The organism is Nocardiopsis lucentensis DSM 44048, assembly GCF_000341125.1.
Classification (GTDB): Bacteria; Actinomycetota; Actinomycetes; order Streptosporangiales; family Streptosporangiaceae; genus Nocardiopsis; species Nocardiopsis lucentensis.
On record NZ_ANBC01000226.1, the window covers coordinates 1 to 23,541 of the forward strand.

General features: G+C 71.0%; 16 protein-coding genes, 1 tRNA gene and 1 pseudogene. 12 read left to right on the forward strand and 6 right to left on the reverse strand.

All coding sequences use genetic code 11. The features are described 5' to 3' along the window. The coding region (mfd, locus tag D471_RS0107490) for a transcription-repair coupling factor (protein WP_017598041.1) at nt 1-3,483 on the reverse strand (3,483 nt) is incomplete at its 3' end. A gap of 314 nt (nt 3,484-3,797) precedes the next feature. On the opposite strand from mfd, the gene cysC reads away from it, so the two are divergent. From cysC to D471_RS0107505, 3 genes are all read left to right on the forward strand, one after another. Next, nucleotides 3,798-5,378: an adenylyl-sulfate kinase gene (gene cysC / locus D471_RS0107495; protein WP_017598042.1), complete on the forward strand. Its 1,581-nt coding sequence runs from the start codon at nt 3,798-3,800 to the stop codon at nt 5,376-5,378. Between the two features lie 9 nt (nt 5,379-5,387). After that, nucleotides 5,388-6,203, forward strand: coding sequence for a MazG nucleotide pyrophosphohydrolase domain-containing protein (locus D471_RS0107500; RefSeq protein ID WP_017598043.1), 816 nt, complete (start codon nt 5,388-5,390; stop codon nt 6,201-6,203). A gap of 164 nt (nt 6,204-6,367) precedes the next feature. Beyond that, complete coding sequence (locus D471_RS0107505) at nt 6,368-7,747, forward strand: short-chain fatty acid transporter (RefSeq protein ID WP_017598044.1); 1,380 nt, start codon at nt 6,368-6,370, stop codon at nt 7,745-7,747. 35 nt (nt 7,748-7,782) lie between these two features. On the opposite strand, the gene D471_RS0107510 is transcribed toward D471_RS0107505, so the two are convergent. Both D471_RS0107510 and D471_RS0107515 read right to left on the reverse strand, forming a co-directional pair. Then, on the reverse strand, nt 7,783-9,240 hold the full coding sequence (locus D471_RS0107510) for an FtsW/RodA/SpoVE family cell cycle protein (RefSeq protein ID WP_017598045.1): 1,458 nt from the start codon (nt 9,238-9,240) through the stop codon (nt 7,783-7,785). Between the two features lie 161 nt (nt 9,241-9,401). Further along, a complete protein-coding gene (locus tag D471_RS0107515; RefSeq protein ID WP_152486248.1) occupies nt 9,402-9,704 on the reverse strand; it encodes a hypothetical protein in 303 nt (100 codons plus the stop codon). Nucleotides 9,705-9,801: 97 nt separating this feature from the next. On the opposite strand from D471_RS0107515, the gene eno reads away from it, so the two are divergent. The 6 genes and pseudogenes from eno to D471_RS0107550 all read left to right on the forward strand — a co-directional run bounded on the left by eno (nt 9,802) and on the right by D471_RS0107550 (nt 16,070). After that, nucleotides 9,802-11,085 carry a phosphopyruvate hydratase gene (gene eno / locus D471_RS0107525; RefSeq protein WP_026127506.1) on the forward strand — a complete coding sequence of 428 codons (1,284 nt, stop codon included), beginning with the start codon at nt 9,802-9,804 and terminating at the stop codon, nt 11,083-11,085. A gap of 141 nt (nt 11,086-11,226) precedes the next feature. Next, on the forward strand, nt 11,227-11,598 hold the full coding sequence (locus D471_RS0107530) for an FtsB family cell division protein (protein ID WP_017598049.1): 372 nt from the start codon (nt 11,227-11,229) through the stop codon (nt 11,596-11,598). Between the two features lie 985 nt (nt 11,599-12,583). Beyond that, a complete protein-coding gene (locus D471_RS0107535) occupies nt 12,584-13,189 on the forward strand; it encodes a DUF501 domain-containing protein (protein WP_017598050.1) in 606 nt (201 codons plus the stop codon). Beyond that, a pseudogene (locus D471_RS33395) lies at nt 13,186-14,159 on the forward strand (Ppx/GppA phosphatase family protein). Before D471_RS0107535 ends, D471_RS33395 begins: the two are co-directional and overlap by 4 nt. Nucleotides 14,160-14,494: 335 nt before the next feature. After that, nucleotides 14,495-15,874 (forward strand): NAD(P)/FAD-dependent oxidoreductase, encoded by a 1,380-nt coding sequence (locus D471_RS0107545; protein ID WP_017598051.1) that lies wholly within the window; start codon nt 14,495-14,497, stop codon nt 15,872-15,874. A 122-nt stretch (nt 15,875-15,996) separates the two neighbouring features. Next, nucleotides 15,997-16,070, forward strand: a tRNA-Leu gene (locus D471_RS0107550). 246 nt (nt 16,071-16,316) lie between these two features. Here the strand turns inward: D471_RS0107550 and D471_RS0107555 are convergent. Continuing rightward, a complete protein-coding gene (locus tag D471_RS0107555; protein ID WP_017598052.1) occupies nt 16,317-18,077 on the reverse strand; it encodes a PucR family transcriptional regulator in 1,761 nt (586 codons plus the stop codon). 222 nt (nt 18,078-18,299) lie between these two features. Between D471_RS0107555 and pruA the strand changes: the two genes are divergently transcribed. The 3 genes from pruA (at nt 18,300) to D471_RS0107570 (ending at nt 22,110) form a co-directional block, all read left to right on the forward strand. Then, complete coding sequence (pruA, locus tag D471_RS0107560; protein WP_017598053.1) at nt 18,300-19,925, forward strand: L-glutamate gamma-semialdehyde dehydrogenase; 1,626 nt, start codon at nt 18,300-18,302, stop codon at nt 19,923-19,925. 162 nt (nt 19,926-20,087) lie between these two features. Further along, nucleotides 20,088-21,014 (forward strand): proline dehydrogenase family protein, encoded by a 927-nt coding sequence (locus tag D471_RS0107565; RefSeq protein ID WP_017598054.1) that lies wholly within the window; start codon nt 20,088-20,090, stop codon nt 21,012-21,014. Between the two features lie 148 nt (nt 21,015-21,162). Beyond that, nucleotides 21,163-22,110: a Bax inhibitor-1/YccA family protein gene (locus D471_RS0107570; RefSeq protein WP_017598055.1), complete on the forward strand. Its 948-nt coding sequence runs from the start codon at nt 21,163-21,165 to the stop codon at nt 22,108-22,110. Nucleotides 22,111-22,223: 113 nt separating this feature from the next. Here D471_RS0107570 and D471_RS0107575 read toward each other — a convergent pair whose 3' ends face one another. Both D471_RS0107575 and D471_RS0107580 read right to left on the reverse strand, forming a co-directional pair. Continuing rightward, nucleotides 22,224-22,475: a DUF4287 domain-containing protein gene (locus D471_RS0107575; RefSeq protein WP_017598056.1), complete on the reverse strand. Its 252-nt coding sequence runs from the start codon at nt 22,473-22,475 to the stop codon at nt 22,224-22,226. A gap of 202 nt (nt 22,476-22,677) precedes the next feature. Then, the coding region (locus D471_RS0107580) for an acetyl-CoA C-acyltransferase (protein WP_017598057.1) at nt 22,678-23,541 on the reverse strand (864 nt) is incomplete at its 5' end.

The following is a 23,541-nucleotide window of genomic DNA, read 5'->3' on the forward strand; positions in this document are numbered from 1 at the left end:
GGGCACCGGGACGAGTAGCGTCTTGGTCGCCTCCTTGCGCACGGACTTGGGGTACATCCGGCGCAGCCGCAGCTCCTGCGACTCGCGTAGTTCCACGGGGGCGAACCGGATCTGGTTGCCCTGCATGACCACGTCGGACAGGCCCGCCGACTTGGCCAGCACCCGGAACCGCGCCACCGCCATCAGGTTGTCCACCGGTTCGGGCGGGGTGCCGTACCGGTCGGTGAGCTCCTCGTAGGCGGCGAGGATGTCCTCCTCGCTGGTGACGCTGGCGATGCGCTTGTAGGACTGCAGGCGCAGCCGTTCGCCCGGCACGTAGTCGTGCGGGATGTGCGCGTTGATGGGCAGCTCGACCCTGGTCTCGACCTCCTCGGCGGCGCCCTGGTCGCCCTTGAGCTCGGCGACCGCCTCACCGACCATGCGCACGTACAGGTCGAAGCCGACTCCGGCGATGGTCCCGGACTGTTCGGCGCCCAGGATGTTGCCCGCGCCGCGGATCTCCAGGTCCTTCATCGCCACGTACATGCCCGCGCCGGTCTCGGTGTGCTGGGCGACCGTGGCCAGGCGTTCGTAGGCGGTCTCGGTGAGCGGTCGCTCCGGCGGGTACAGGAAGTAGGCGTAGGCGCGTTCCCGGCCCCGACCGACCCGGCCGCGCAGCTGGTGCAGCTGGGACAGGCCGTAGGTGTCGGCGCGGTCGATGATGAGGGTGTTGGCGTTGGGTACGTCCAGGCCGGACTCGACGATGGTCGTGGAGACCAGGACGTCGAAGTTCTTCTCCCAGAAGTCGACCATCACCTTCTCGAGCTGCTGTTCGTTCATCTGGCCGTGCGCGTAGGCCACCCGGGCCTCGGGGACCAGGCGCTGGATGGCCGCGGCCACCTTGTCGATCGAGGCGACGCGGTTGTGCACGAAGAACACCTGTCCCTCGCGCATGAGCTCGCGGCGGATCGCGGCGGTGATCTGCTTGTCCTCATAGGGCCCGACGAAGGTGAGCACGGGGTGGCGCTCCTCCGGCGGGGTGAGGATGGTGGTCATCTCCCGGATACCGGTCAGGCCCATCTCCAGGGTGCGCGGAATGGGTGTGGCGGACATGGCGAGCACGTCCACCTGGGTGCGCAGCCGCTTGAGCGACTCCTTGTGCTCCACGCCGAAGCGCTGTTCCTCGTCGATGATGACCAGGCCCAGGTCCTTGAACCGGGTCTCGGCGGACAGCAGCCGGTGTGTGCCGATGACGACGTCGACCTCGCCGTTGCGCAGTCCCTCCCGGGTCAGCTCCACCTCGGCGTCGGTCTGGAACCGCGACATCGGCTTGACCGTGACCGGGAAGGAGGCGTACCGCTCGGTGAAGGTGGACAGGTGCTGCTGGACCAGCAGGGTGGTGGGTACGAGCAGGGCGACCTGTTTGCCCTCCTGTACCGCCTTGAACGCGGCGCGCACGGCGACCTCGGTCTTGCCGTATCCGACGTCGCCGCAGATCAGCCGGTCCATCGGGACCGATCGCGACATGTCCTTCTTGACCTCGTCGATCGCGGCGAGCTGGTCGGGCGTCTCGACGTAGGGGAAGGCGTCCTCCAGCTCCCGTTGCCAGGGGGTGTCCGGCCCGAACGCGTGGCCGGGGGAGGCCTGGCGGGCGGAGTACAGGCGGATCAGGTCCCCGGCGATCTCGCGGACGACCTTGCGGGCCCGGCTCTTGGCCTTGCTCCACTCGGCGCCGCCCATCTTGGACAGTGTCGGCGCCTCACCGCCGACGTACCGGGTCACCTCGCCCAGCTGCTCGGTGGGTACGAACAGGCGGTCGCCCGGTTGGCCGCGTTTGGAGGGCGCGTACTCGATGAGCAGGTAGTCGCGGGTGGCTCCCTGGATCTGGCGGCTGACCATCTCCAGGTAGCGGCCCACACCGTGCTGTTCGTGCACGACGTAGTCGCCGGGCTTGAGCTGGAGCGGGTCGACCGTGCCCCGCCGCCTGCTCGGCATCTTGCGCATGTCGCGGGTGGAGGACTTCTGCCCGACCAGGTCGGTCTCGGTGAGGACGACGGTGCGCACCGACCTGAGCAGGAACCCGTGGTCGACCAGGCCGGTGGTCACGGTGGCCACGGCCGGGGCCGGGGCCTCGGCCAGGTCGGAGGCCAGGGTGGCGCCCAGTCCGGCGTCGCGCAGCATGGCCACGAGTCGCTCCGCGGGGCCGTGGCCCTGGGTGACCAGGACGACGCTCCAGTTGTCGTGCAGCCAGCCCTTGACGTCGGCCAGGGCGCGCTCGGTGTCGCCGCGGTAGGACTCGGCGGGGACCGCGCCCACGACGACGGCGTGGTCCTCCTCGGCGGCGCCCTCCCCGTCGGCCCCGAACGGGGTCAGCCCCCACCAGGGCAGCCCCAGTTCGCTGGCGCTCGCGCGTAGGTCGGCGATGGACATGTAGGCCGACTCGCCCAGGTCGATGGGGGCCTCACCGCCGGAGGCGGCGTTGATCCAGGAGGCGTCCAGGAACTCGGCGCTGGTCGCCTCCAGCTCCAGGGCGCGGGTGCGGATGCGTTCGGGGTCGCAGCCGACCACGAGGGCGCCCTCGGGCAGGTAGCGGAAGAACGGTTCCATGCGGTCGGCGAGCACGGGCGCGAACGCCTCCATGCCCTCGACGGTGACGCCGTCGGCGATCTTGGTGAGGATCTCGGCCAGGGAGGGGTGCTCGGCGGCCAGGGCCCGGGCGCGTTCGCGGACGGTGTCGGTGAGCAGCAGTTCCCGGCACGGCGGGGCGAACAGGCCGGCCGCGGCGTCGGTGCCCGGCCCGTCGGTGCCCTCGCGCGGTTGGATGGAGCGCTGGTCGGCGACCTGGAAGTAGCGGATGTCCTCGACGGTGTCGCCCCAGAACTCCAGCCGCAGCGGGTGTTCCTCGGTGGGCGGGAAGACGTCCAGGATGCCGCCGCGCACCGCCATGTCGCCGCGCTTCTCGACCAGGTCGACGCGGGCGTAGCCGGTCATGGTGAGGTTGTCCACCACCTCCTCCAGGGGCACCTCGTCACCCGGTCGGACGCGCACCGGCTCCAGGTCGCCCAGGCCGCCGACGAGCGGTTGGAGGACGCTGCGCACCGGAGCCACGACCACCCGCAGTGGGGCGGTCAGGGGGTCGGAGGGGTCGGGGTGGGCGAGGCGGCGCAGGACGGCCAGGCGCTGGCCGACGGTGTCCGACCGCGGGGACAGCCGTTCGTGGGGGAGGGTCTCCCAGGCGGGGAAGTGCGCGACCGCGTCGGCGGGCAGCAGTGAGCCCAGGGCGTCGGTGAGGTCGGTGGCCTCCCGCTCGGTGGCGGTGATCGCCAGGACCGGCCGGGCCGCGCCCACGGGCGCGTCGGCGGCCAGCGCGCCCACCATGAAGGGGCGCAGCGCCGCCGGGGCGATGAGGTCGGTGTGGGGATCGCGGCCGCCACGGGCGGCCTCGATCGCGCTGTGCAGTGCCGGGTCCTTGCAGACGTCGGCGAGAAGTCCAATGAGGCTCATAGCACCAGGAGCGAGAGATGGGAGTGGTCCGGATCAGGCGGTGGTCGCGGCCTGCACGGTGGAGGGCGGCCGTGTCGTGGACGGCAGCCCGGTCCCCATCAGCCTAGCGACTCCGTCGGCTTCGCGCGGTCGGCTGTGGACGGCGGTCCCCCGCGCCCACCCTCGGGGCCGCTCCGGTCGGACGAGGCGGTACACAGGGAGTCAAACTCGCGATGAGCTGGTCCTATTCCGGGTTGGGCGGATCGACGCCGAGGCTGTGACCGGGCCCGGCATACGCTGGACGCGACGCGGACCGTGGACAGGAGAGGGAGCGTGTGGTGAGTGGCAACGGGTGGGGACGCACCCCGGGCGGGGGATCCGGCCGGCCGGAGGCACGGGTGTTGACCCCGGACCAGGACGAGCTCGCGCACCTGGAGCTGATCCTCAACGGCGCCTGTCCGCTGCCCGGCTTCATGACCAGGGAGCAGGCCGCGTCGGTGGACAGTGACGGCCGGTTGCCCGGCGGAGCCTGGCCGGTTCCGGTCACCCTGACGGTTCCCGAGCACCTGGCCGACGCGGAGCGGCTGGTCCTGGCCGACCCGGAGGGCTTCCCCCTGGCGGAGCTGACGGTGACCGAGCGGTGGGAGTCGTCGGCCCCCGACCACGGGGAGGGGCGGGTCGAACGCCGCCACGTGGCCGGTGACGTGGCGTTGGCCAACCCGCCCATGGGAGGTGTGCTGCGCAAGCTGCGCGTTCCCCCGGCGGAGGTGCGCGGTCAGCGCGAACTCGGCCCCGACCACCCACTCCTGGCCGTGGTCACCGACCGGCCGCTGCACCACCGCGCCCTCCACCAGATCCGTGACCGGGCCAAGGCGCTGGGCCACGCCGACGTGCTGGTGATGGTCGACGCCCCGCTGGAGGACGAGGGGCTGGCCCCGGCCGTGCTCGCGGCCGAGCCGCTGCTGTCCGCGCACACACGGTTCGTCGTGTGCACGCTGCCGCGTTCGGCGGCGCGTTCCGAGGGGCCCCTCGGCGGGCGGTGGGGAGCCCGGGACGTGGCCATGGCCGGGCACGTGGCCGCCGCTTACGGAGCCACGCACATGATGGTGGAGGCGGGGCCGGCGGGCGCCGACGTCGAGGGCGCCAAGGCACTGGAGCCGCCGGTCGCCCTGGTTGCCCCGGAACCGTGGAGCTATGACACGGCCAGCGCGATGTGGCGGCCCTCGCAGGAGGTGCCCGAGGAGGCGCGCCGCGCCGAACCCGACGACGCCGAGGTCGCGGCCGAGCTGGCGCACGGCCGTGAGCTCGCCGCCTGGTTCACCCCGGCCCGGGTGGGCGCGGAGCTGGCCCGGCTGCGTCCGGCGCGGACCCGGCGGGGGCTGACCCTGCTGTTCACCGGTCTGTCCGGGTCGGGCAAGTCGACGATCGCGCAGCGGGTCCGTGAGGGCATCAACCGCGCGGGTCGTACGGTGACGTTGCTCGACGGCGACGTGGTCCGGCTCATGTTGTCCAAGGGCCTGACCTTCTCGCGTGAGGACCGCGAGATGAACGTCCGCCGCATCGGCTACGTGGCCTCCGAGATCACCCGGCACGGCGGGGTCGCCGTGTGCGCTCCGATCGCCCCCTACGCGCGGAGCCGGGCCGAGGTGCGGGCCATGGTGGAGGAGTACGGCGACTTCTTCCTCGTCCACGTGGCCACCCCGCTGGAGGTGTGTGAGGAGCGGGACCGCAAGGGCCTGTACGCCAAGGCGCGGGCGGGGGAGATCCCCGAGTTCACCGGTGTCTCGGATCCCTACGAGGAACCGACCGACGCCGACATGGTCATCCACACGGTGGGTGAGGACCCGCACGAGTCGGCCGCGCGGGTGCTGGCCGCGCTGCGCGAGGGTGGCTGGCTGCCGGACAAGGACAGGTAGGAGACGGCGATGCACGAGACCCGCGACGGCGGCGGACACCACGGGGGCCCGGGGGAGGCGCGCTCCGGGGACGCGGGGCCGGCGCCGGGGCACCGGCTTCCGCGCCTGGTCGAGGTGATGGCCACCCTGCGCAGGGAGTGCCCCTGGGACCGCGGCCAGACGCACGAGTCGCTGGCCAAGTACCTGATCCAGGAGGCCTACGAGACCCTGGAGATCATCGAGGAGGGGGATCCGTCCCTGCTGCCGGAGGAGCTCGGGGACGTCCTGCTCCAGGTGGTCTTCCACGCGGCGATCGCCGCTGAGCGCCCCGAGGGGGATCCGGCGCGTTTCACCGTGGACGACGTCGCCGACGCCATCATCGACAAGATGACCCGCCGCCACCCGCACGTGTTCGGCGGGGTGGAGGTGTCCGGCGCCGACGAGGTCAAGAGCAACTGGGAGGCGATCAAGGCCGCCGAGCGCAGGGAGAAGGCCAGGGCGAGGGGGCACGAGGGCGAGGGCTCGGTCCTGGACGGTGTGCCCTTCGCCCAGCCCGCGGTGCTGCTGTCGGAGGAGTTGCAGCGGCGGGCGGTGCGCAACGGCGTCCCGGCCGATCTGGTCGTCGACGACGGCGGAGCGGGCGGTGAGCTGTTCGCGGCCGTGGCGACCGAGCGTGAGCGGGGCCGTGACGCCGAGGGCGACCTGCGGGCGGCGGCGCGGCGGTTCGACGCCCGTGTGCGCGCGGCCGAGGCGCTGGCCGGGGCGGACGGCCGTGACCCCCGGGAGCTGTCCGAGGCCGAGTGGCGGCGGTACTGGCACCGGGCCGGTGATGTCCAGGAGGGGTAGGGGCGCGGGGTGTGTCCGACGGACATATCCCGGTGCCGGAAAGCGGGTGGAACAAGGCTTGACCCGTATGTGACGCATGGCACACAGTGCTCCGGTGTGGGCGCACCCCCGGGCCCGGACTCCCCCGTTCTCCCGGGCCGGGGACGCCCGACGATGGGAGCGTCATGCGTCGATTCGGAAACGTCCTCGCCGCGTTCAGCACCCGCTGGGTGCCGGACGCCTTCGTGTTCGCGGTCTTCCTGTCCGTCCTCGTCTTCGCCCTGGCCCTGGGCCTGACCGACCGCACCCCGCTCGAACTGGTCGGTGACTGGTACGGCGGGTTCTGGAATCTCCTCCAGTTCGGCATGCAGATGACTCTGGTGCTGGTCACCGGGTACGCGCTCGCCTCCTCGCCGCCGGCGGGACGGGCGATCCGCTGGGTGGCGGGCCGCACGCGCGGCCCGCTCTCCGCGGTCGCGGTCACCGCGCTGGGCGCCGCCCTGCTGGGCACGCTGCACTGGGGGCTGGGCCTGATCGCGGGGGCCCTGCTGGCCGTGGAGGTCGCGCGCTCCTGCCGGGAGCGCGGCGTTCGGGTGCACTTCCCGCTCGTGGCGGCGGGCGGCTACGTCGGCCTCATGGTCTGGCACAGCGGTCTGTCCGGGTCGGCGCCGCTGCTGGTCAACACCCCGGGGCACTTCCTGGAGGAGCGGGTCGGGCTGATTCCGCTCACCGAGACCATCCTCCAACCGTTCAACCTGGTCTTCCTCGCGGCCATGCTGATCGGGGCGCCGCTGCTCTTGATGAGCATGCACCCGAGGTCGCGGGACAGCGAGGAGATCGAGGCCGACGCCGACGCTGACGGCGGCGCCTCCGATGCCGGTGGCGCGGCCGGGGGCGGCACGGGCGGGGCGGCCACCGCGACCGCGGTCCGGGAGCTGTCCCCCGCGCAGCGCCTGATGCACAGCCGCCTGCTGGTCTACCTGGTGGTGGCCGTGGGGCTGGTGTACCTGGTGCCCGCGCTCGTCAGGGGTGGTGTCGTGGGCATGGACATCAACCTGCTCAACTTCACCTTCCTCATCGCGGGACTGGGGCTGCACGGCACCTTGGCGGGCTATTCCGCGGCCGCGGCGGAGGGGGCGCGCAACGCCTCCGCCGTGATCATCCAGTTCCCCTTCTACGCGGGGATCATGGGCATGATGGCGAGCTCCGGGCTGCTGGCGGTCGTCACCGAGGCCTTCGTCTCCTTCGCGACGCCGTTCAGCTACCCGTTCTGGGCCATGACCAGCGCCGCCCTGGTCAACTTCGCGGTGCCCTCCGGCGGGGGCCAGTGGGCGGTGCAGGGGCCCGTGGTCATCGGGGCCACGGAGTCCCTGGGCATCGACCCGGGGGTCGGCGTCATGGCGGTGGCGATGGGCGACCAGCTCACCAACGGCATCCAACCGTTCTGGGCGCTGCCCTTGCTCGCGCTGACCAGACTGCGGGCGGGCAGCGTCCTGGGCTATTCGGCGGTGGTGATGTTCTTCGGTTTCGTCGTCGCCTCGCTGTGCATCACGTTCCTCACCTGATCCGGGCGGGCCGCCGTCCCCCGCGGGGCGGCGGCTCACCCCTCGTCCCGGCGCGGGCGGCGCGGCACCCGGCGCACGTCGATGATCTCGGTCGAGGCGTCACCCGGGGCGAGGCCCTCACTGAAGGTCGCCTGAGGGCGCCGGGCGTGTTCACTGATCACCAGCCACAGTCCGATGATCACCCAGTTGGCCATCAGCGCCGATCCGCCCGCCGACAGGAACGGCGTGGTCATCCCGGTGAGCGGGATGACCAGGGTGGCGCCGCCCAGGACGATGAACACGTTGAAGGCGAGGAGGAAGGCGTAGCCCAGCGCGGTGAGCTTGAGGAACACGTCGCGGCAGGCCAGCGCGATCCGGAAGCCGCGTTCGGCGAGCAGGAACAGCAGGACCAGAACGGCCATGAGTCCGGTCAGCCCCAGTTTCTCGCCGACCGACACCAGGACGAGGTCGCTGTCGGCGGCGAAGACCTCCTGGGCGAAGCCCTCGTGGAAGCCCGTGCCGAGCACGCCGCCGTTGGCCAGCGCGAACATGCCCTCGACCACCTGGAAGCTGCCCCCCGGACGTCCGTAGACCTCGGGGTCGAAGGCGTTGAGCCAGATCTCCACGCGGTTGCGTACGTGCCCGAACAGCAGGTAGGCGACGTAGGCCCCGGCGGAGAAGGCGATGAGTCCGATGGCCACCCATGACTTGCGGCCGGTCGCGGCGTACAGCACGGCGAGGAAGGTGCCGAAGAGCAGCAGCGACGTGCCCAGGTCCCGGGTGCCGACCAGGAGCAGGATCGCCATTCCCCAGCCCACCGCCATGGGGGCCAGGTCCCGGGCGCGCGGGACGCTGAACACCTTGACCCGGCCGACCTTGACCGTGTGGGTCACCAGGGACATCACGGTGCGCTGTCGCCCCAGGTAGGAGGCGAGGAAGATGACGAGCAGGACCTTGGCGAACTCCGAGGGCTGCATGGTGAACGGTCCGATCCCGATCCACCGGCGCGCCCCCAGCACCTCGATCCCCAGGGGTGAGAGCGGCAGCAGGAGCAGCAGCAGGGCCGCCACGGCGATGACGTAGGTGTACATGGTGAGGCGGCGCGGTCGGCGCACCAGGACGATCGTGGCTCCGCACAGCACCGTTCCCGCCACGGTCCACAACAGCTGCCGGTCGGCGTCGCCGTGCCCCGGTTCGGCCTTGGCCATCTGGAGCGCCCAGATCATGGTGAGGCCGAGTGCGTTGAGGACCGTGGCCACCGGCAGGAGCACGGGGTCGGCGTAGGGGGCGAGGAACCGCATGAGGACGTGCAGGGCGACCGCGCACGCGCTGACCACGACGATGGCGAGGGTGACGGACGGGTCGACCTCCCCGGTGAGCGCGAGTGAGGCGGCGACCAGCCCGGACGCGCCGGCCACCAGCGCGGGGACGAGCAGGCGCAGCTCCGCCGATCTCTGGCGGACGGGCGCGAACGCCAGGTCGGAGCCGTTCGTCTCTGCCTCGGGGTTGCCCATGTCGTCGTGCCGTCCCGCCGTCCACGTGAGGGGCGGGGCGCCCGTCGGAGCGCCCGCGCCCGGCCGGAAGAGGGGAGGTTCGTCGTGTTCTCGCACTATAGGCACACGCGTTGTCGGATGGGCGTAAGGCGTGCCGGAACGGTGGCGGGCCGCAGCGCACCTCAGACGGAGGCGGGCGCGTCGAGCGGCCGGCCGGTCTCCCAGCCCGCGCCGGAGGAGTGCTCGCGCGGCATGCGCCGTTGTTTCTCGGGGGTCGCGCGGTCGATGCCCGTGTCCTCGTCCGAGGACAGGCCGAACAGCGCCTGTGCGAGCTCCTCGCGCGGTGAGTGGCACAGGGCGGTGAGGCCGCGCGCCGTCCTCCGCTCCGACATGGACGCGCGCTCCCGGGGGGACCACGCCGTCACGTGCGCGCTGGCGGCACTGGAGGCGGGGGCGGCGCCCACCGAGGATGTGGAGTAGACCAATCCGGCCGGGTGGGCGCGCGGCGCCGGGGGCGGGGTCGCTACCCTCGTGTCGGGTCCAGAACCAGTGGTCCGACCAACCAAGATACGGAGAGTGACCGTGGCGTCCATCGAGTCAGTACAGGCGCGGGAGATCCTCGATTCCCGGGGCAACCCGACAGTCGAGGTCGAGGTCCTGCTCGACGACGGCACCTTCGCGCGCGCGGGTGTCCCCAGCGGTGCCTCCACCGGGCAGTTCGAGGCCGTCGAACTGCGTGACGGTGGCGAGCGCTACGGCGGCAAGGGCGTGACCAAGGCCGTCACCGCCGTCAACGACGAGATCGCGGGTGCGCTGGAGAACATCGACGCCGACGAGCAGCGCCTCATCGACCGCGCGCTCATCGACCTGGACGGCACGCCCGACAAGTCGCGGATCGGCGCCAACGCCATCCTCGGCGTCTCGCTGGCCGTGGCCAGGGCCGCCGCCGACGAGGCCGGGCTGCCGCTGTTCCGCTACATCGGCGGGCCGAACGCGCACGTCCTGCCCGTGCCGATGATGAACATCCTCAACGGTGGCGCGCACGCCGACAGCAACGTCGACATCCAGGAGTTCATGATCGCGCCGATCGGCGCGGCCACCTTCTCCGAGGCCGTGCGCTGGGGCGCGGAGATCTACCACTCCCTCAAGTCGGTCCTCAAGGCCCACGGCCTGGGCACCGGCGTGGGTGACGAGGGCGGCTTCGCCCCGAACCTGGAGAGCAACCGCGCCGCCCTCGACCTCATCGTCGAGGCGATCAAGAAGGCCGGTTACACCCCCGGCGAGGACATCGCGCTCGCCCTGGACGTGGCCGCCACCGAGCTGTACTCCGACGGCGTGTACACCTTCGAGGGCAAGCCGCGCTCGTCCGAGGAGATGGCCGCCTACTACGGCGAGCTGGTCGCCGACTACCCGCTCGTCTCGATCGAGGACCCGCTCGACGAGGAGGACTGGGAGGGCTGGAAGCGCCTCACCTCCGAGCTGGGCGACAAGGTGCAGCTGGTCGGCGATGACCTGTTCGTCACCAACCCCGAGCGGCTCAAGCGCGGCATCGACGCCGACACCGCCAACTCGCTGCTGGTGAAGGTCAACCAGATCGGCACCCTGACCGAGACCCTGGACGCGGTCAGCCTCGCCCAGCGCAGCGGTTACACGGCGATGATCAGCCACCGCTCCGGTGAGACCGAGGACACCACCATCGCCGACATCGCGGTGGCCACCAACGCCGGTCAGATCAAGACCGGTGCCCCGGCCCGCAGCGAGCGTGTCGCGAAGTACAACCAGCTGCTGCGGATCGAGGACGAGCTCGCCGACGCCGCCGTGTACGCGGGCGTGTCGGCCTTCCCGAGGTTCGCCAACCGCGGCTAGTCTGCCCCAGTGTCCCGCGAATCCAAACAGCAGCCCCCAAAGACGACGAAGGCCACCAGAGCCGACGGGTCCACCGAGAGGGCTGCGCGGGACGCGGGGGCACTGGCGACGAGTGGGGGCCGCACCCGCCGGGTGCGGCCCATGCTCACCAGCCGTGCGGCGATCCTGGCCCTGGTCGTGGGCGTGATCGCGCTCAGCCTGGCCTACCCGTTGCGCGAGTACGTCCTGCAACGCTCGCAGATCGCCGAGCTCCAGGAGGACCGGGCTCGCATGGAGGCGAGCGTGCGGGATCTCCAGGAGCGTGAGGACCAGCTCACCCGGGACGAGTACGTGGAGCGCGAGGCGCGTACCCGCCTGCACTACCAGTACCCCGATGAGACCACCTACATCGTCATCAGCCCCGAGGACGAGGACGAGGACGGACGCGAGTCGCCGCCCTCGGAGCCGTGGTTCGAGACCCTGTGGCGCTCGGTCGTGGAGGCCGACAGCCCCCAGCCCGACGCGGGGCTCTGAGCGCCCCGTGGGCGGTGGAGGGTGACGAAGTGGGTGGTGTGGTCGGCCGGAGGCCGTTCGTTGAGGGCGGTGGAGGGTGACGAAGTGGGTGGTGTGGTCGGCCGGAGGCCGTTCGTTGAGGGCGGTGGAGGGTGACGAAGTGGGTGGTGTGGTCGGCCGGAGGCCGTTCGTTGAGGGCGGTGGAGGGTGACGAAGTGGGTGGTGTGGTCGGCCGGAGGCCGTTCGTTGAGGGCGGTGGAGGGTGACGAAGTGGGTGGTGTGGTCGGCCGGAGGCCGTTCGTTGAGGGCGGTGGAGGGTGACGAAGTGGGTGGTGTGGTCGGCCGGAGGCCGTTCGTTGAGGGCGGTGGAGGGTGACGAAGTGGGTGGTGTGGTCGGCCGGAGGCCGTTCGTTGAGGGCGGTGGAGGGTGACGAAGTGGGTGGTGTGGTCGGCCGGAGGCCGTTCGTTGAGGGCGGTGGAGGGTGACGAAGTGGGTGGTGTGGTCGGCCGGAGGCCGTTCGTTGAGGGCGGTGGAGGGTGACGAAGTGGGTGGTGTGGTCGGCCGGAGGCCGTTCGTTGAGGGCGGTGGAGGGTGACGAAGTGGGTGGTGTGGTCGGCCGGAGGCCGTTCGTTGAGGGCGGTGGAGGGTGACGAAGTGGGTGGTGTGGTCGGCCGGAGGCCGTTCGTTGAGGGCGGTGGAGGGTGACGAAGTGGGTGGTGTGGTCGGCCGGAGGCCGTTCGTTGAGGGCGGTGGAGGGTGACGAAGTGGGTGGTGTGGTCGGCCGGAGGCCGTTCGTTGAGGGCGGTGGAGGGTGACGAAGTGGGTGGTGTGGTCGGCCGGAGGCCGTTCGTTGAGGGCGGTGGAGGGTGACGAAGTGGGTGGTGTGGTCGGCCGGAGGCCGTTCGTTGAGGGCGGTGGAGGGTGACGAAGTGGGTGGTGTGGTCGGCCGGAGGCCGTCCGTTGAGGGCGGTGGAGGGTGACGGGCGGGCCTATGCTGAACCCGTCATGACTTCCGCAGATCAGCCCGCCCCCGGGCACCACGAGGACGCCGCGCGCGAGGGCGCCGACCGGCCGCAGGGCCAGGTCTCCGCACGCGACGTCGCCGCCATCGAACGTCAGCTGGGCCGTACGCCGCGCGGGGTGCGCGCGGTCGCCCACCGGTGCCCGTGCGGCCTGCCCGACGTGGTCCGCACCGCGCCGCGGCTGGAGAGCGGCGAGCCGTTCCCGACGTTGTACTACCTGACCTGCCCACGAGCGGCCTCCGCCATCGGCCGGCTGGAGAACGACGGCCGGATGCGCGCCATGCAGGAGCGGTTGGCTGAGGACCCCGAGCTCCAGGCCGCCTACACCAGGGCGCACGAGTCCTACCTGGCCGAGCGGGCCGAACAGGCGCGGGCCGACGGTGTCGAGCCGCTGCCCGAGGGCATGCAGAGCACCGGTGGCATGCCGACCCGGGTCAAGTGCCTGCACGCCCTGGTCGCCCACGAGCTGGCGGCGCCGGGGACCAACCCGTTCGGCGCCGAAGCCCTGGAGGAACTCCCGGACTGGTGGGACCGGGGACCATGCGTGTGTGTCGATGAGGACGCGCCCGAGGGAGAGGACGTTTCATGAGCGGTGTCGCGGCCATCGACTGCGGAACCAACTCGATTCGACTGCTGGTCGCCGAGGTCGTGCACGTGGACGGCGACGAGGTCGAGGTGATCGACGTCGACCGGCGGATGGAGATCGTCCGCCTGGGCGAGGGCGTCGACGAGACGGGGGCGTTCGCGCCCCGGGCCCTGGAGCGCACGTTCGATGCGCTGCGCGGGTACGCCGAGGCGATCCGGGCGCACGGGATCGAACTCGGACCGGACGCCGTGCGCATGGTGGCCACCAGCGCCACGCGTGACGCCAGCAACCGCCAGGTGTTCGTGGACGGCGTTCGGGAGATCATCGGGGTCGAACCCGAGGTCGTCACCGGGCTGGACGAGGCGGAGCTGTCCTTCGTGGGTGCCACCGCCGAGTTCGAGGCCGAGGCGGAGGACGACGGGTTCACCCCGCCGTTCCTGGTGGTCGACATCGGCGGGGGGGGNAGTTCGTCCTCGGCGGCCAGGGCGGTCCGGACGGTGAGCTCGTCCGGGCGTCGCTGTCGGTGGACATCGGCTGTGTGCGCATGACCGAGCGGCACCTGCGCGACGACCCGCCCACGGCCGAGCAGGTCGCGGCGGCCACCGCGGACATCGAGGCCGCGCTCGACGAGGTGGAGAAGGTCGTCCCCCTGCGTGAGGCGGGTTCGGTCGTGTGCGTGGCGGGGACGGCGACCACGGTCGCGGGGATCGCCCTCGACCTGCCCGAGTACGACTCCGAGCGGATCCACCACACCCGCGTGGACGTCGCGGAGCTGGACCGGATCACCGCCGAACTGCTTGCCTCCACCCACGATGAGCGGACGCGGATCGGGGTCATGCACCCCGGCCGGGTGGACGTGATCGGCGCGGGGGCCCTGGTGCTGTCCCGGGTGCTGGCGCGCACGGGCGCGGACCACTTCACCGCGAGTGAGCACGACATCCTCGACGGTGTCGCCTGGAGTCTGGTCGTGTAGGACTTCAGGCATACGTGGGTCGGGGGCTGCAAGGCCCCTGACCTGCTCCTCCGGGTGAGACGCGTCACCCGGAGAAAGCTTGTGAAAGCATTCACAACCACTCTGACCTGCGCAAACTCCATGAGTGCGGGTCGTAAAGTGGTCGGAAGGTGAACGGCTGTGAACCTTCTCTGTCGGCAGGTGCTTGTGAAAGAATGCACAAGCAACAGGGTCGTAACACCCCAAGGCTCCCACCAGGGATCCGACCGGGTGTTACGGCCGGGGCGACCGAAGGACGAACACTCTTCGCGACCCTGGGCAAGGGCGCCACAGGACACCGTTAGGGCGGATATGCGATGACCGAGAGCAGGAACTACCGACTGGTGCACGGCGGAGGAGACGAGGCGGAGATCCCGCACGTCCTCATCGTCGGCGGCGGTTACCTCGGGATGTACACCGCGAGGCGGCTGGAGAAGAAGCTGGGTTCCGGTGAGGCCCGTATCACCGTCATCGACCCGAACTCCTACATGACCTACCAGCCGTTCCTGCCCGAGACCGCGGCCGGGAACATCTCCCCGCGCCACGTCGTGGTTCCCCTGCGCAAGGTCTTCGACCGGGTCCGTGTCCTGGGCGGGCGCGTCGTGCGCATCGACCACGCCGAGCGCACCGTCCGCTACGAACCCAACGTCGGCGAGCCCGAGACCATCCGCTACGACCACATCGTGCTGGCCGCGGGCGCGGTCTCGCGCACCCTGCCCATCCCGGGCCTGGCCGAGTGGGGCATCGGCATCAAGACCGTGGAGGAGGCCGCCTACCTCCGCAACCACGTCCTCAACCAGCTCGCCATCGCTGACTCCACCGACGACGAGGAGATCCGCGCCAAGGCGCTGCGCTTCGTCTTCGTCGGCGGCGGCTTCGCCGGTGCCGAGGCCATCGCCGAGCTGGAGGACCTGGTCCGCGACGCGGTTCGCATGTACAGCTCGATCGGTCTCGAGGACGTCCGGTTCTACCTCATCGAGGCGGCCGACAAGATCCTGCCCGAGGTCGGCCCCGAGGTCGGCACCAAGGCGCTCAACCAGCTGCGCCAGCGCGGCATCGACGTCCGGCTCGAGACCTTCCTGGAGTCGGCCGTCGACCAGCGCATCAAGCTCAGCGACGGCACCGAGTTCGACGCGGGCACGCTCGTGTGGACCGCCGGCGTCAAGCCCAGCCCGGTCGTCGCCGCCAGCGACCTGCCGCTCGGCCCCAAGGGTCACGTCGACACCAGCGAGAACCTCACCGTCAACGGTGTGGAGAACGCCTTCGCCGGCGGCGACAACGCCCAGGTGCCCGACGGCAACGGCGGTTACTACCCGCCCAACGCCCAGAACGCCGTCCGCCAGGCCCCGGTGCTCGCCGACAACGTGATCGCCACCCTGCGCGGCGGCAAGCTCAAGCCCTACCGCCACAAGAACCTTGGCGCCGTCGCCGGGCTCGGCCTGCACAAGGGCGCCGCCCAGCTCTTCGGCAAGGTCAAGCTCAACGGTCGCCTCGCCTGGTACGCGCACCGTGCCTATCACCTGTACGCGGTCCCGACCTTCAACCGCAAGATGCGGGTGCTGGCCGACTGGACGCTCGCCTTCCTCCTGCGCCGCGACTTCGCCGCGCTTCCGGAGATGGTCGAGCCGCGCCAGGCCTTCGAGGAGGCCAGCGAGCCGCAGATCGTCCAGGACGGTCGCCTGCGCCGCGTCAGCTGACACCGGTTCGTCCCGTATGCGCACGAAACGACCGGCTTCCCCGGGGAAGCCGGTCGTTTCGTGTCCCCATCCGGCCAAGCTGAACCAAAGTGGGCAATCACCCCGGCCGGTATGATGGGCTCGCCCTCGTAGCCCAATGGAAGAGGCAGGCCCCCTAAAAGGGTCACAAGTGTCGGTTCGAGTCCGACCGGGGGTACTGTGCTTTCTACGCGCTCGTTGCCTCGCGTCGGGGCTCGGGGCGTGCAGAACCGGGATTCTTCGTCGTCGCCTTCGCCTGGCTCGTTCCTCGCCGGCGTCTCGGCTCCTCCTGCAGAACCCGGTACGCCCCTCGCGTGCTTTCTACGCGCTCGTCGCCTCGCAGGCTCGGCCCGGGGCGCGCGGAACGGGGATCCTTCATCCTCGGCGGCGCCTGCCGCTCGTTCCTCGCCGGCGGCTCGGCTCCTCATGATGAGGGGCGCGCCGGGCCGTGGTGCTCCATCAGCAATTGGAGTTGGGTGAACAGACGCTCGCCCGGGTCACCCAGGTCGATACCGCTCACCGCCGCGGCCCGCCGCACCCGGTACCGCAGCGTGTTCGGGTGGATGTGCAGCCGCTCGGCGGCCGATCGCGCGTCACCGAAGGCCTCCAGGTAGGCGAGGAGTGAGTTCACCAGATCGGCGCCGCCCGACCGGTCGTACTCGATCAGACGACTCACCCGCGGGTCACGCAACGACGGATCCTCCCGCAGATGGGCGAGGGTCTCGCTGATCAGCACCCGCGAACGCACGTCGGAGATGGTCGCCACCTCCCAGTCCAGGCCCCGGTCCAGGTCACGGCCCATCGCGTCCAGCACCCGGTCGGCCTCCGCCCGGGAGTCGGGGACCTCTCCCAGTCTCTCCACCAACGACCCCACGGCCGCCTGAACCTCCAGGTCCAGGGCGGCCCGGGCGGCCGCGACCGTCTTCCGGGTCAGCGCGAGCACGGACTGCTCCACGCCACGCCACCCCTCACGGCCGCGCACGAGGTCGGGCAGGAGCACGTACACCCGGCCGCCCAGTTCGGTCACCAGGGCACTGCGCCGGTAGGCGGCGGTGTGCACCGACACCAGGTCGATGAGCTGGCGGCGGCGCAGTTCGCGTTCGGGCCGGTCGGGCGGCTCGGGCCGCTCCGCGTGCTCCTCGGCCTCGGTGTCCCCGGCCGACACCGCTTGCTGGGTGAGGGAGAAAGCCACGACCAGCGCGCCCCGGTCGGTGTGGACCTCCACCGTGTCGGCCAGCGCGCTGGCGTCGATCCGCCCCTCCAGCAGGCTCGACAGCAGATCCTCGCGCAGACGCAGCCCCGCGCTGGCCTGGGTGCGCTGCCGGATCATCTGCAACGCGGTCGTACGCGCGGCGCCCAGCAGCGCCTCCTCCGCGTGCTCGGCCAGCGGCTCGGACCCCTCTTGGACCCAGATCGATCCCAGCGGCTGGCGTCCGGCGTGGATGCCGACCGCCAGGCGTCGCCGGATGCCCAGTTCGGGGTTCTCATCGATCCGCACGACCTCCTCGCCGGACCGGAGTTTGGTGAACACCCCCCACTCCCGCAGAAGCGCCAGGTACGGTTCCGGGCCCCGACGGCCCAGGACCGACAGACGGCGCAGCTCGTCCACCTCGGAGCCGGACGAGTAGGCCAGCACCCGGCTCGCCGAGTCCTCGATGGCCACCAGGCCGTTGGTCAGGCGCGCGATCGTCTGGGCCATGGAGAACAGGTCGCCGGAGGTCTCGCCCAGGTCGTCGGGGTTGCTCGGCCGGGCGTCGTCCACGATGTTCTGGCACACCGACTGCAACTGGTCCCAGCGCACCTCGGGCCGCACGGCGAGCAGAGCGATCCCGGCGTCCTGGGCCTCCGCGCGCAAGGCGGCCAGTTCGTCCTTGCCCCCGGACCGGTAGGGCCGGCCCCCGCGCGTACCCGCGGGCGGTGGCAGCACCTCCTCCGCCGAGTGGCNGGCGAGCGTCCGTACGAGACGTCGGGCGGCCCCGCCCCGGGCTCCGATCAGGAGGACGAGATCACCTGACCGAGCCTCCGCGCGGTCCTCCGGGTCGAGGATGACGACGTTGTCCACCTGAACATCCAGGCCGGCGGGAGCCGCCGCGACGTCCATGATCGGGTCACCGACGACGAGGAGCAGCCGCCGCAGCGGGATGCCCGTCCCCTCGCTCACGGGCGCACCGAGGTGACCAGGCATGACACCGGGATGCGCGGTGGGAAGGCGAGGTTCGTCGTCTCCGGGGCGGATCGGTCCGGTAAGTGGGGAGTCTGTGCTCATATACGTACCATTTTGTCCTACTGGACAAATAAGCATGGCAAAGAGTGGCCTGTCCCACAAGGATCCCACACGTCGGTTCTGAGAGCGTTGAATCAGATCAACCCTGCGTAGAACAGGGACAGACTTTCCAGGGAGGTGCCCATGGACGCCGTGACCAACGTCCCGCTGCCGAAGAACGAGCCCGTTCTGTCGTACGCGCCCGGCAGCGCGGAGCGCGCCGAGCTCGTGGCCAAGCTCGACGAACTCGGCCGGGAGAGCATCGACCTGCCGATGTACATCGCCGGCGAGCGTCGCATGGGCGGAGGCGAGCGCATCGACGCCGTGCAGCCGCACCGCCACTCGTCCGTCCTGGGGACCATGGGCAACGCCACCCACGACGACGCCCGCGACGCGATCGCCGCCGCCAAGGCCGCGGCCCCGGCCTGGCGCGCGATGTCCTTCGACGACCGCGCCGCCATCATCCTGCGCGCCGCCGAGCTCCTCTCCGGCCCGTGGCGCGCCACGATCAACGCCGCCACCATGCTCGGCCAGTCCAAGACGGTGCAGCAGGCGGAGATCGACTCGGCCTGTGAGCTCATCGACTTCTGGCGCTTCAACGTCTCCTACGCCCGGCAGCTCATCGAGCAGCAGCCGCTGAGCGTGCCCGGCGTGTGGAACCGCATGGAGCAGCGGCCGCTGGAGGGCTTCGTCTACGCGATCACGCCCTTCAACTTCACCGCCATCGCGGGCAACCTGCCCACGGCCCCGGCCCTCATGGGCAACGTGGTCGTGTGGAAGCCGTCCCCGACGCAGCAGTTCGCCGCCGAGTTCACGATGCGCCTGCTGGAGGAGGCCGGCCTTCCCCCGGGCGTCATCAACATGGTGACCGGCGACGGTCTGGCCGTCTCCGACGTCGCCCTGAACGACCCGGACCTGGCCGGTGTGCACTTCACCGGCTCGACCCGCACCTTCCAGCACCTGTGGAAGAGCGTCGGCGAGAACATCTCCAACTATCGGAGCTACCCGCGCATCGTCGGTGAGACCGGCGGCAAGGACTTCATCGTCGCGCACTCCTCCGCCGACCCGGAGGTCCTGCGTACCGCGATCGTCCGCGGCTCCTTCGAGTACCAGGGCCAGAAGTGCTCGGCCGCCTCGCGCGCCTTCGTCGCCCGCTCCGTCTGGGAGCAGGTCCGTGACGACCTCGTCGCCGAGGTCGAGGCGATCAAGATGGGTGACGTCACCGACCTGTCGAACTTCGTCGGCGCCGTCATCGACCGCCGCGCCTTCGACAAACTCGCCAAGGTCCTGGAGGACGCCAAGGCCGACCCGACCCTGTCGATCATCGCGGGCGGCACGGCCGACGACTCCGTGGGCTACTTCGTGAGCCCGACCGTCATCGAGGGCACCGACCCCTCCCACGACGTGTTCCGTACCGAGTACTTCGGCCCGATCGTCGCCGTCCACGTCTACGAGGACGAGAAGTTCGACGAGGTCCTGGAGATCGTCGACCAGGGCTCCGCCTACGCGCTGACCGGCGCCGTGCTGGCCAAGGACCGCGCCGCGGTCGCCAAGGCCACCGAGGCCCTGCGCTTCACCGCGGGCAACTTCTACATCAACGACCGGCCGACCGGCTCCATCGTGGGCCAGCAGCCGTTCGGCGGTGGCCGCGCCTCCGGCACCAACGACAAGGCCGGTTCGGCGCAGAACCTGTCCCGTTGGGCCAGCCCGCGCGCCATCAAGGAGACCTTCGTCGCTCCGACGACCTCCTCCTACCCGCACATGGACTAGTCGGGTCGATCCCGCACGGTCCGGCGCCGTCCCGCGCCGCCACCCGGTGGCGCGGGACGGGCCACACCCCCTGAGGAGTTCACCGGTACGGCCGGTCATCTCCGGCAGTCACCGCAGTCCGCGCCTGCCCACCGGCTCGCGCACGTCTTCTTCGAGGTCTCCATGCTTCGTAAGTCCCTGCTGCTCGCCGCCAGGTCCAAGACCTGCCGCACGATCGTCGAGCGCACGCCCGTCACCCGGGGCCTGGTTTCCCGGTTCGTCGCCGGCGCCACCCTTGATTCGGCGCTGCCCGCGGTCGCCGACCTGACCAGCGACCGTTACGTCACGCTCGACTACCTGGGCGAGGACACCACCGACCTGGCTCAGGCCACCGCCACGGTGACCGCCTACGAGGACCTGCTGGCCGCCCTGGGCGAGGCCGGTCTGGGCGGGCGCGCCGAGGTGTCGGTCAAGCTGTCGGCGGTCGGTCAGTTCCTCAACAGGGACGGCGAGAAGATCGCCCTGGACAACGCCCGGCGGATCGCCGAGGCCGCCGCCGCGATCGGCACCACGGTGACCCTGGACATGGAGGACCACACCACCACCGACTCCACCCTGGGCATCCTGCGCGAGCTTCGGCAGGACTTCCCGTCCGTGGGCGCGGTCCTCCAGGCTTACCTGTACCGCACCGAGGCCGACTGCCGCGACCTCAGCGGCGCCGGTTCGCGTGTGCGCCTGTGCAAGGGCGCCTACGACGAGCCCGCCTCCGTCGCCTACCGCGACAAGGCCGAGGTGGACAAGGCGTACGTGCGCTGCCTGCGCATCCTCATGGAGGGTGACGGCTACCCGATGGTGGCCTCGCACGATCCGCGGATGGTCGCCATCGCCGGAGAGTTGGCCAAGACCAACGGCCGCTCCTCGGACGACTACGAGTACCAGATGCTCTACGGCATCCGCGACACCGAGCAGGTGCGGCTGGCCGCCGAGGGCAAACGCGTGCGCGTCTACGTCCCCTACGGCGACGAGTGGTACGGCTACTACATGCGCCGGCTGGCGGAGCGTCCGGCCAACGTCCTGTTCATGGCGCGGTCGGTGATCACCCGGAACTGACCGTCCGGACGCGTGGTCCGGGGCCGGTGTCCCCTCGGGGCGCCGGTCCCGTCCCGTGTCGCAATGGTGACCTGCCACGGGAACCCGCCGGAGGCCCGATACGTTACTTTGTGGGCAGCAAACGACGCGTGAAAGGCCATGACGAGACATGAGGTTGCGGAGTTCCAACCCCGTCCTCAAGCGGGCGCTCAAGCAGTCCGGGGCCGGCGGCTACGGCCAGCCGGGCTACGGGCAGCCGTACCCGCAGCAGGGATACCCCCAGCAGGGTTATGGTCAGTCGGGCTACGGGCAGCCGTACCCCCAGGCCGGATACCCCCAGCAGGGCTACGCACAGCCCGGATACCCGCAGCCCGGATACCCCGCGGCTCCGGTCCAGGGCGCCGACGCCCAGCCGATGACCATCGACGACGTCGTCGTGCGCACCGGCATGACGCTCGGGGTGGTCGCCCTCCTCGGCGTCGTCAACTACTTCCTCTTCAGCTTCAGCCCGGGCCTGGCCCTGCTGCTGACGATCGTCGGGGCCCTGGGCGGTCTTGTCCTCGGCCTGGTCATCGGTTTCAAGCAGAGCACCAACCCCGGCCTCATCCTCACCTACGCGGCCCTGGAGGGCCTCCTCGTCGGCGGTTTCTCCGCCCTGCTCGGGGCGCAGCTGGCCGTGAGCACCGGTGACGCCGGTGCCAGTGCCTCCCTGGTCTCCCAGGCCGTGGTCGGCACCGTCGCCGTGTTCGCCGTGATGCTGGCGCTGTACAAGTTCCGGGTCATCAAGGTGACCGACGGCTTCGTCAAGGCCGTCGGCTTCGCGGTGCTCGGCGCCGCCGCCCTGATGCTGGTCAACTTCGTGCTGAGCTTCTTCATCGCCGGCGGTCTCGGCCTGCGCGAGCCCACCCTGCTGGGGCTGGGGGTCAGCCTGGTGTTCGTGGTCATCGCGGCGCTGACGCTCGCGATCGAGTTCCGCGGCATCGAGGAGGGCGTCCAGGAGGGGATCCCGGCGAAGTTCGCCTGGCAGTTCGCCTTCGGTCTGACCGTCTCCCTGGTCTGGCTCTACATCGAGATCCTGCGCCTGCTCTGGATCCTCAAGACGATGTTCGCCGAGTAGCGGCGTCGCATCGGACGTGGCGAGGGGCCGCCTTCCGGGTTACCGCCCGGAGGTGGCCCCTTCGCCGTCGGGACGGAGCCGTGCCCTCAGGCCGGGCCGCGTCCCCCGACGGGTCAGGTCCCGTCGCGGCGCGGGGCGGGAATCGAACGGTTACGGCGGCGGCGCTCGTGCTCGGTGACGATCGCCTGCGCGTACCAGTGGGGCAGGTCGTACTCGTCGGCGAGCCAGTTCGAACGGTCCGAACAGCGGAGCAGGCTCCGGCCCTTGTCGAGGGCGTCGAACCACTCGGGGAGCTCGCGGCCGGTGACGGCCGGCACGCGTTCGATGAGCTTGGCGTGGATCTCCGGCGAGTGGGTTAGTGACATGGGCACCTCCGGAGGCGCGTTGGCGTATGGCACTTACCTGCGACACTGCATCAGGATCACGCTTTGGACAAGCCCCGGTCACCAGCTTTTACCTTGTGAGAGGCAGAACGTTGGTCTGCGGGCGCGCCGTCCGCCGCCGGAGACGGCTCCGCCCGGACCCCCTCAGGCGGTCCGGGCGGAGTGCGTCGCGACGTGGCGCGGATCAGCTCAGGCGCTCGAAGACGGCCGCCATGCCCTGGCCGCCGCCGACGCACATGGTCTCCAGACCGAACGTCTTGTCGTGGAACCGCAGGCCGTTGAGCAGCGTGCCGGTGATCCGGGCGCCGGTGCTGCCGAACGGGTGGCCGACCGCGATGGCCCCGCCGTTGACGTTGAGCTGGGAGTCGATGTCGATGCCCAGCTGGTCGGCGGAGGGGAGGACCTGCGCGGCGAAGGCCTCGTTGATCTCGGCCAGGTCGATGTCGCCGATGGCCATGTTGGCGCGGGCGAGCGCCTGCCTGGAGGCCTCCACCGGGCCCAGGCCCATGATCTCCGGGCTCAGACCGGTCACACCGGTGGACACGATGCGCGCCAGCGGGGTGATGCCCAGCTGGGCGGCGCGGGTGTCGCTCATGATGACCAGCGCCGAGGCGCCGTCGTTCAGGGGACAGGCGTTGCCCGCGGTGACGGTGCCGTCGGGGCGGAACACCGGCTTGAGCTGGCTGACCTTCTCGTAGGTCGTGCCGCGGCGGATGCCGTCGTCGGTGCTGACCACGGTGCCGTCCGGGAGGGTCACCGGGGTGATCTCGCGCTCCCAGAAGCCGTTGTCGAGGGACTTCTCGGCGAGGTTCTGGGAGCGGACCGCGAACTCGTCCTGGCGCTCACGGGAGACGCCGGTGATCTGGGCGACGTTCTCGGCGGTCTGGCCCATCGCGATGTAGGCGTCGGGCAGGGCGCCGTCCTGGCGCGGGTCGGTCCAGGTCTCGGCGCCGCCCTCGGCGCGCTTCTCGGTGCGGGCCTTGGCGTCGGCGAAGAGCGGGTTCTCGTTCGGCGGGTTGTCGCTGCTGCCGTGGGCGAAGCGGCTGAC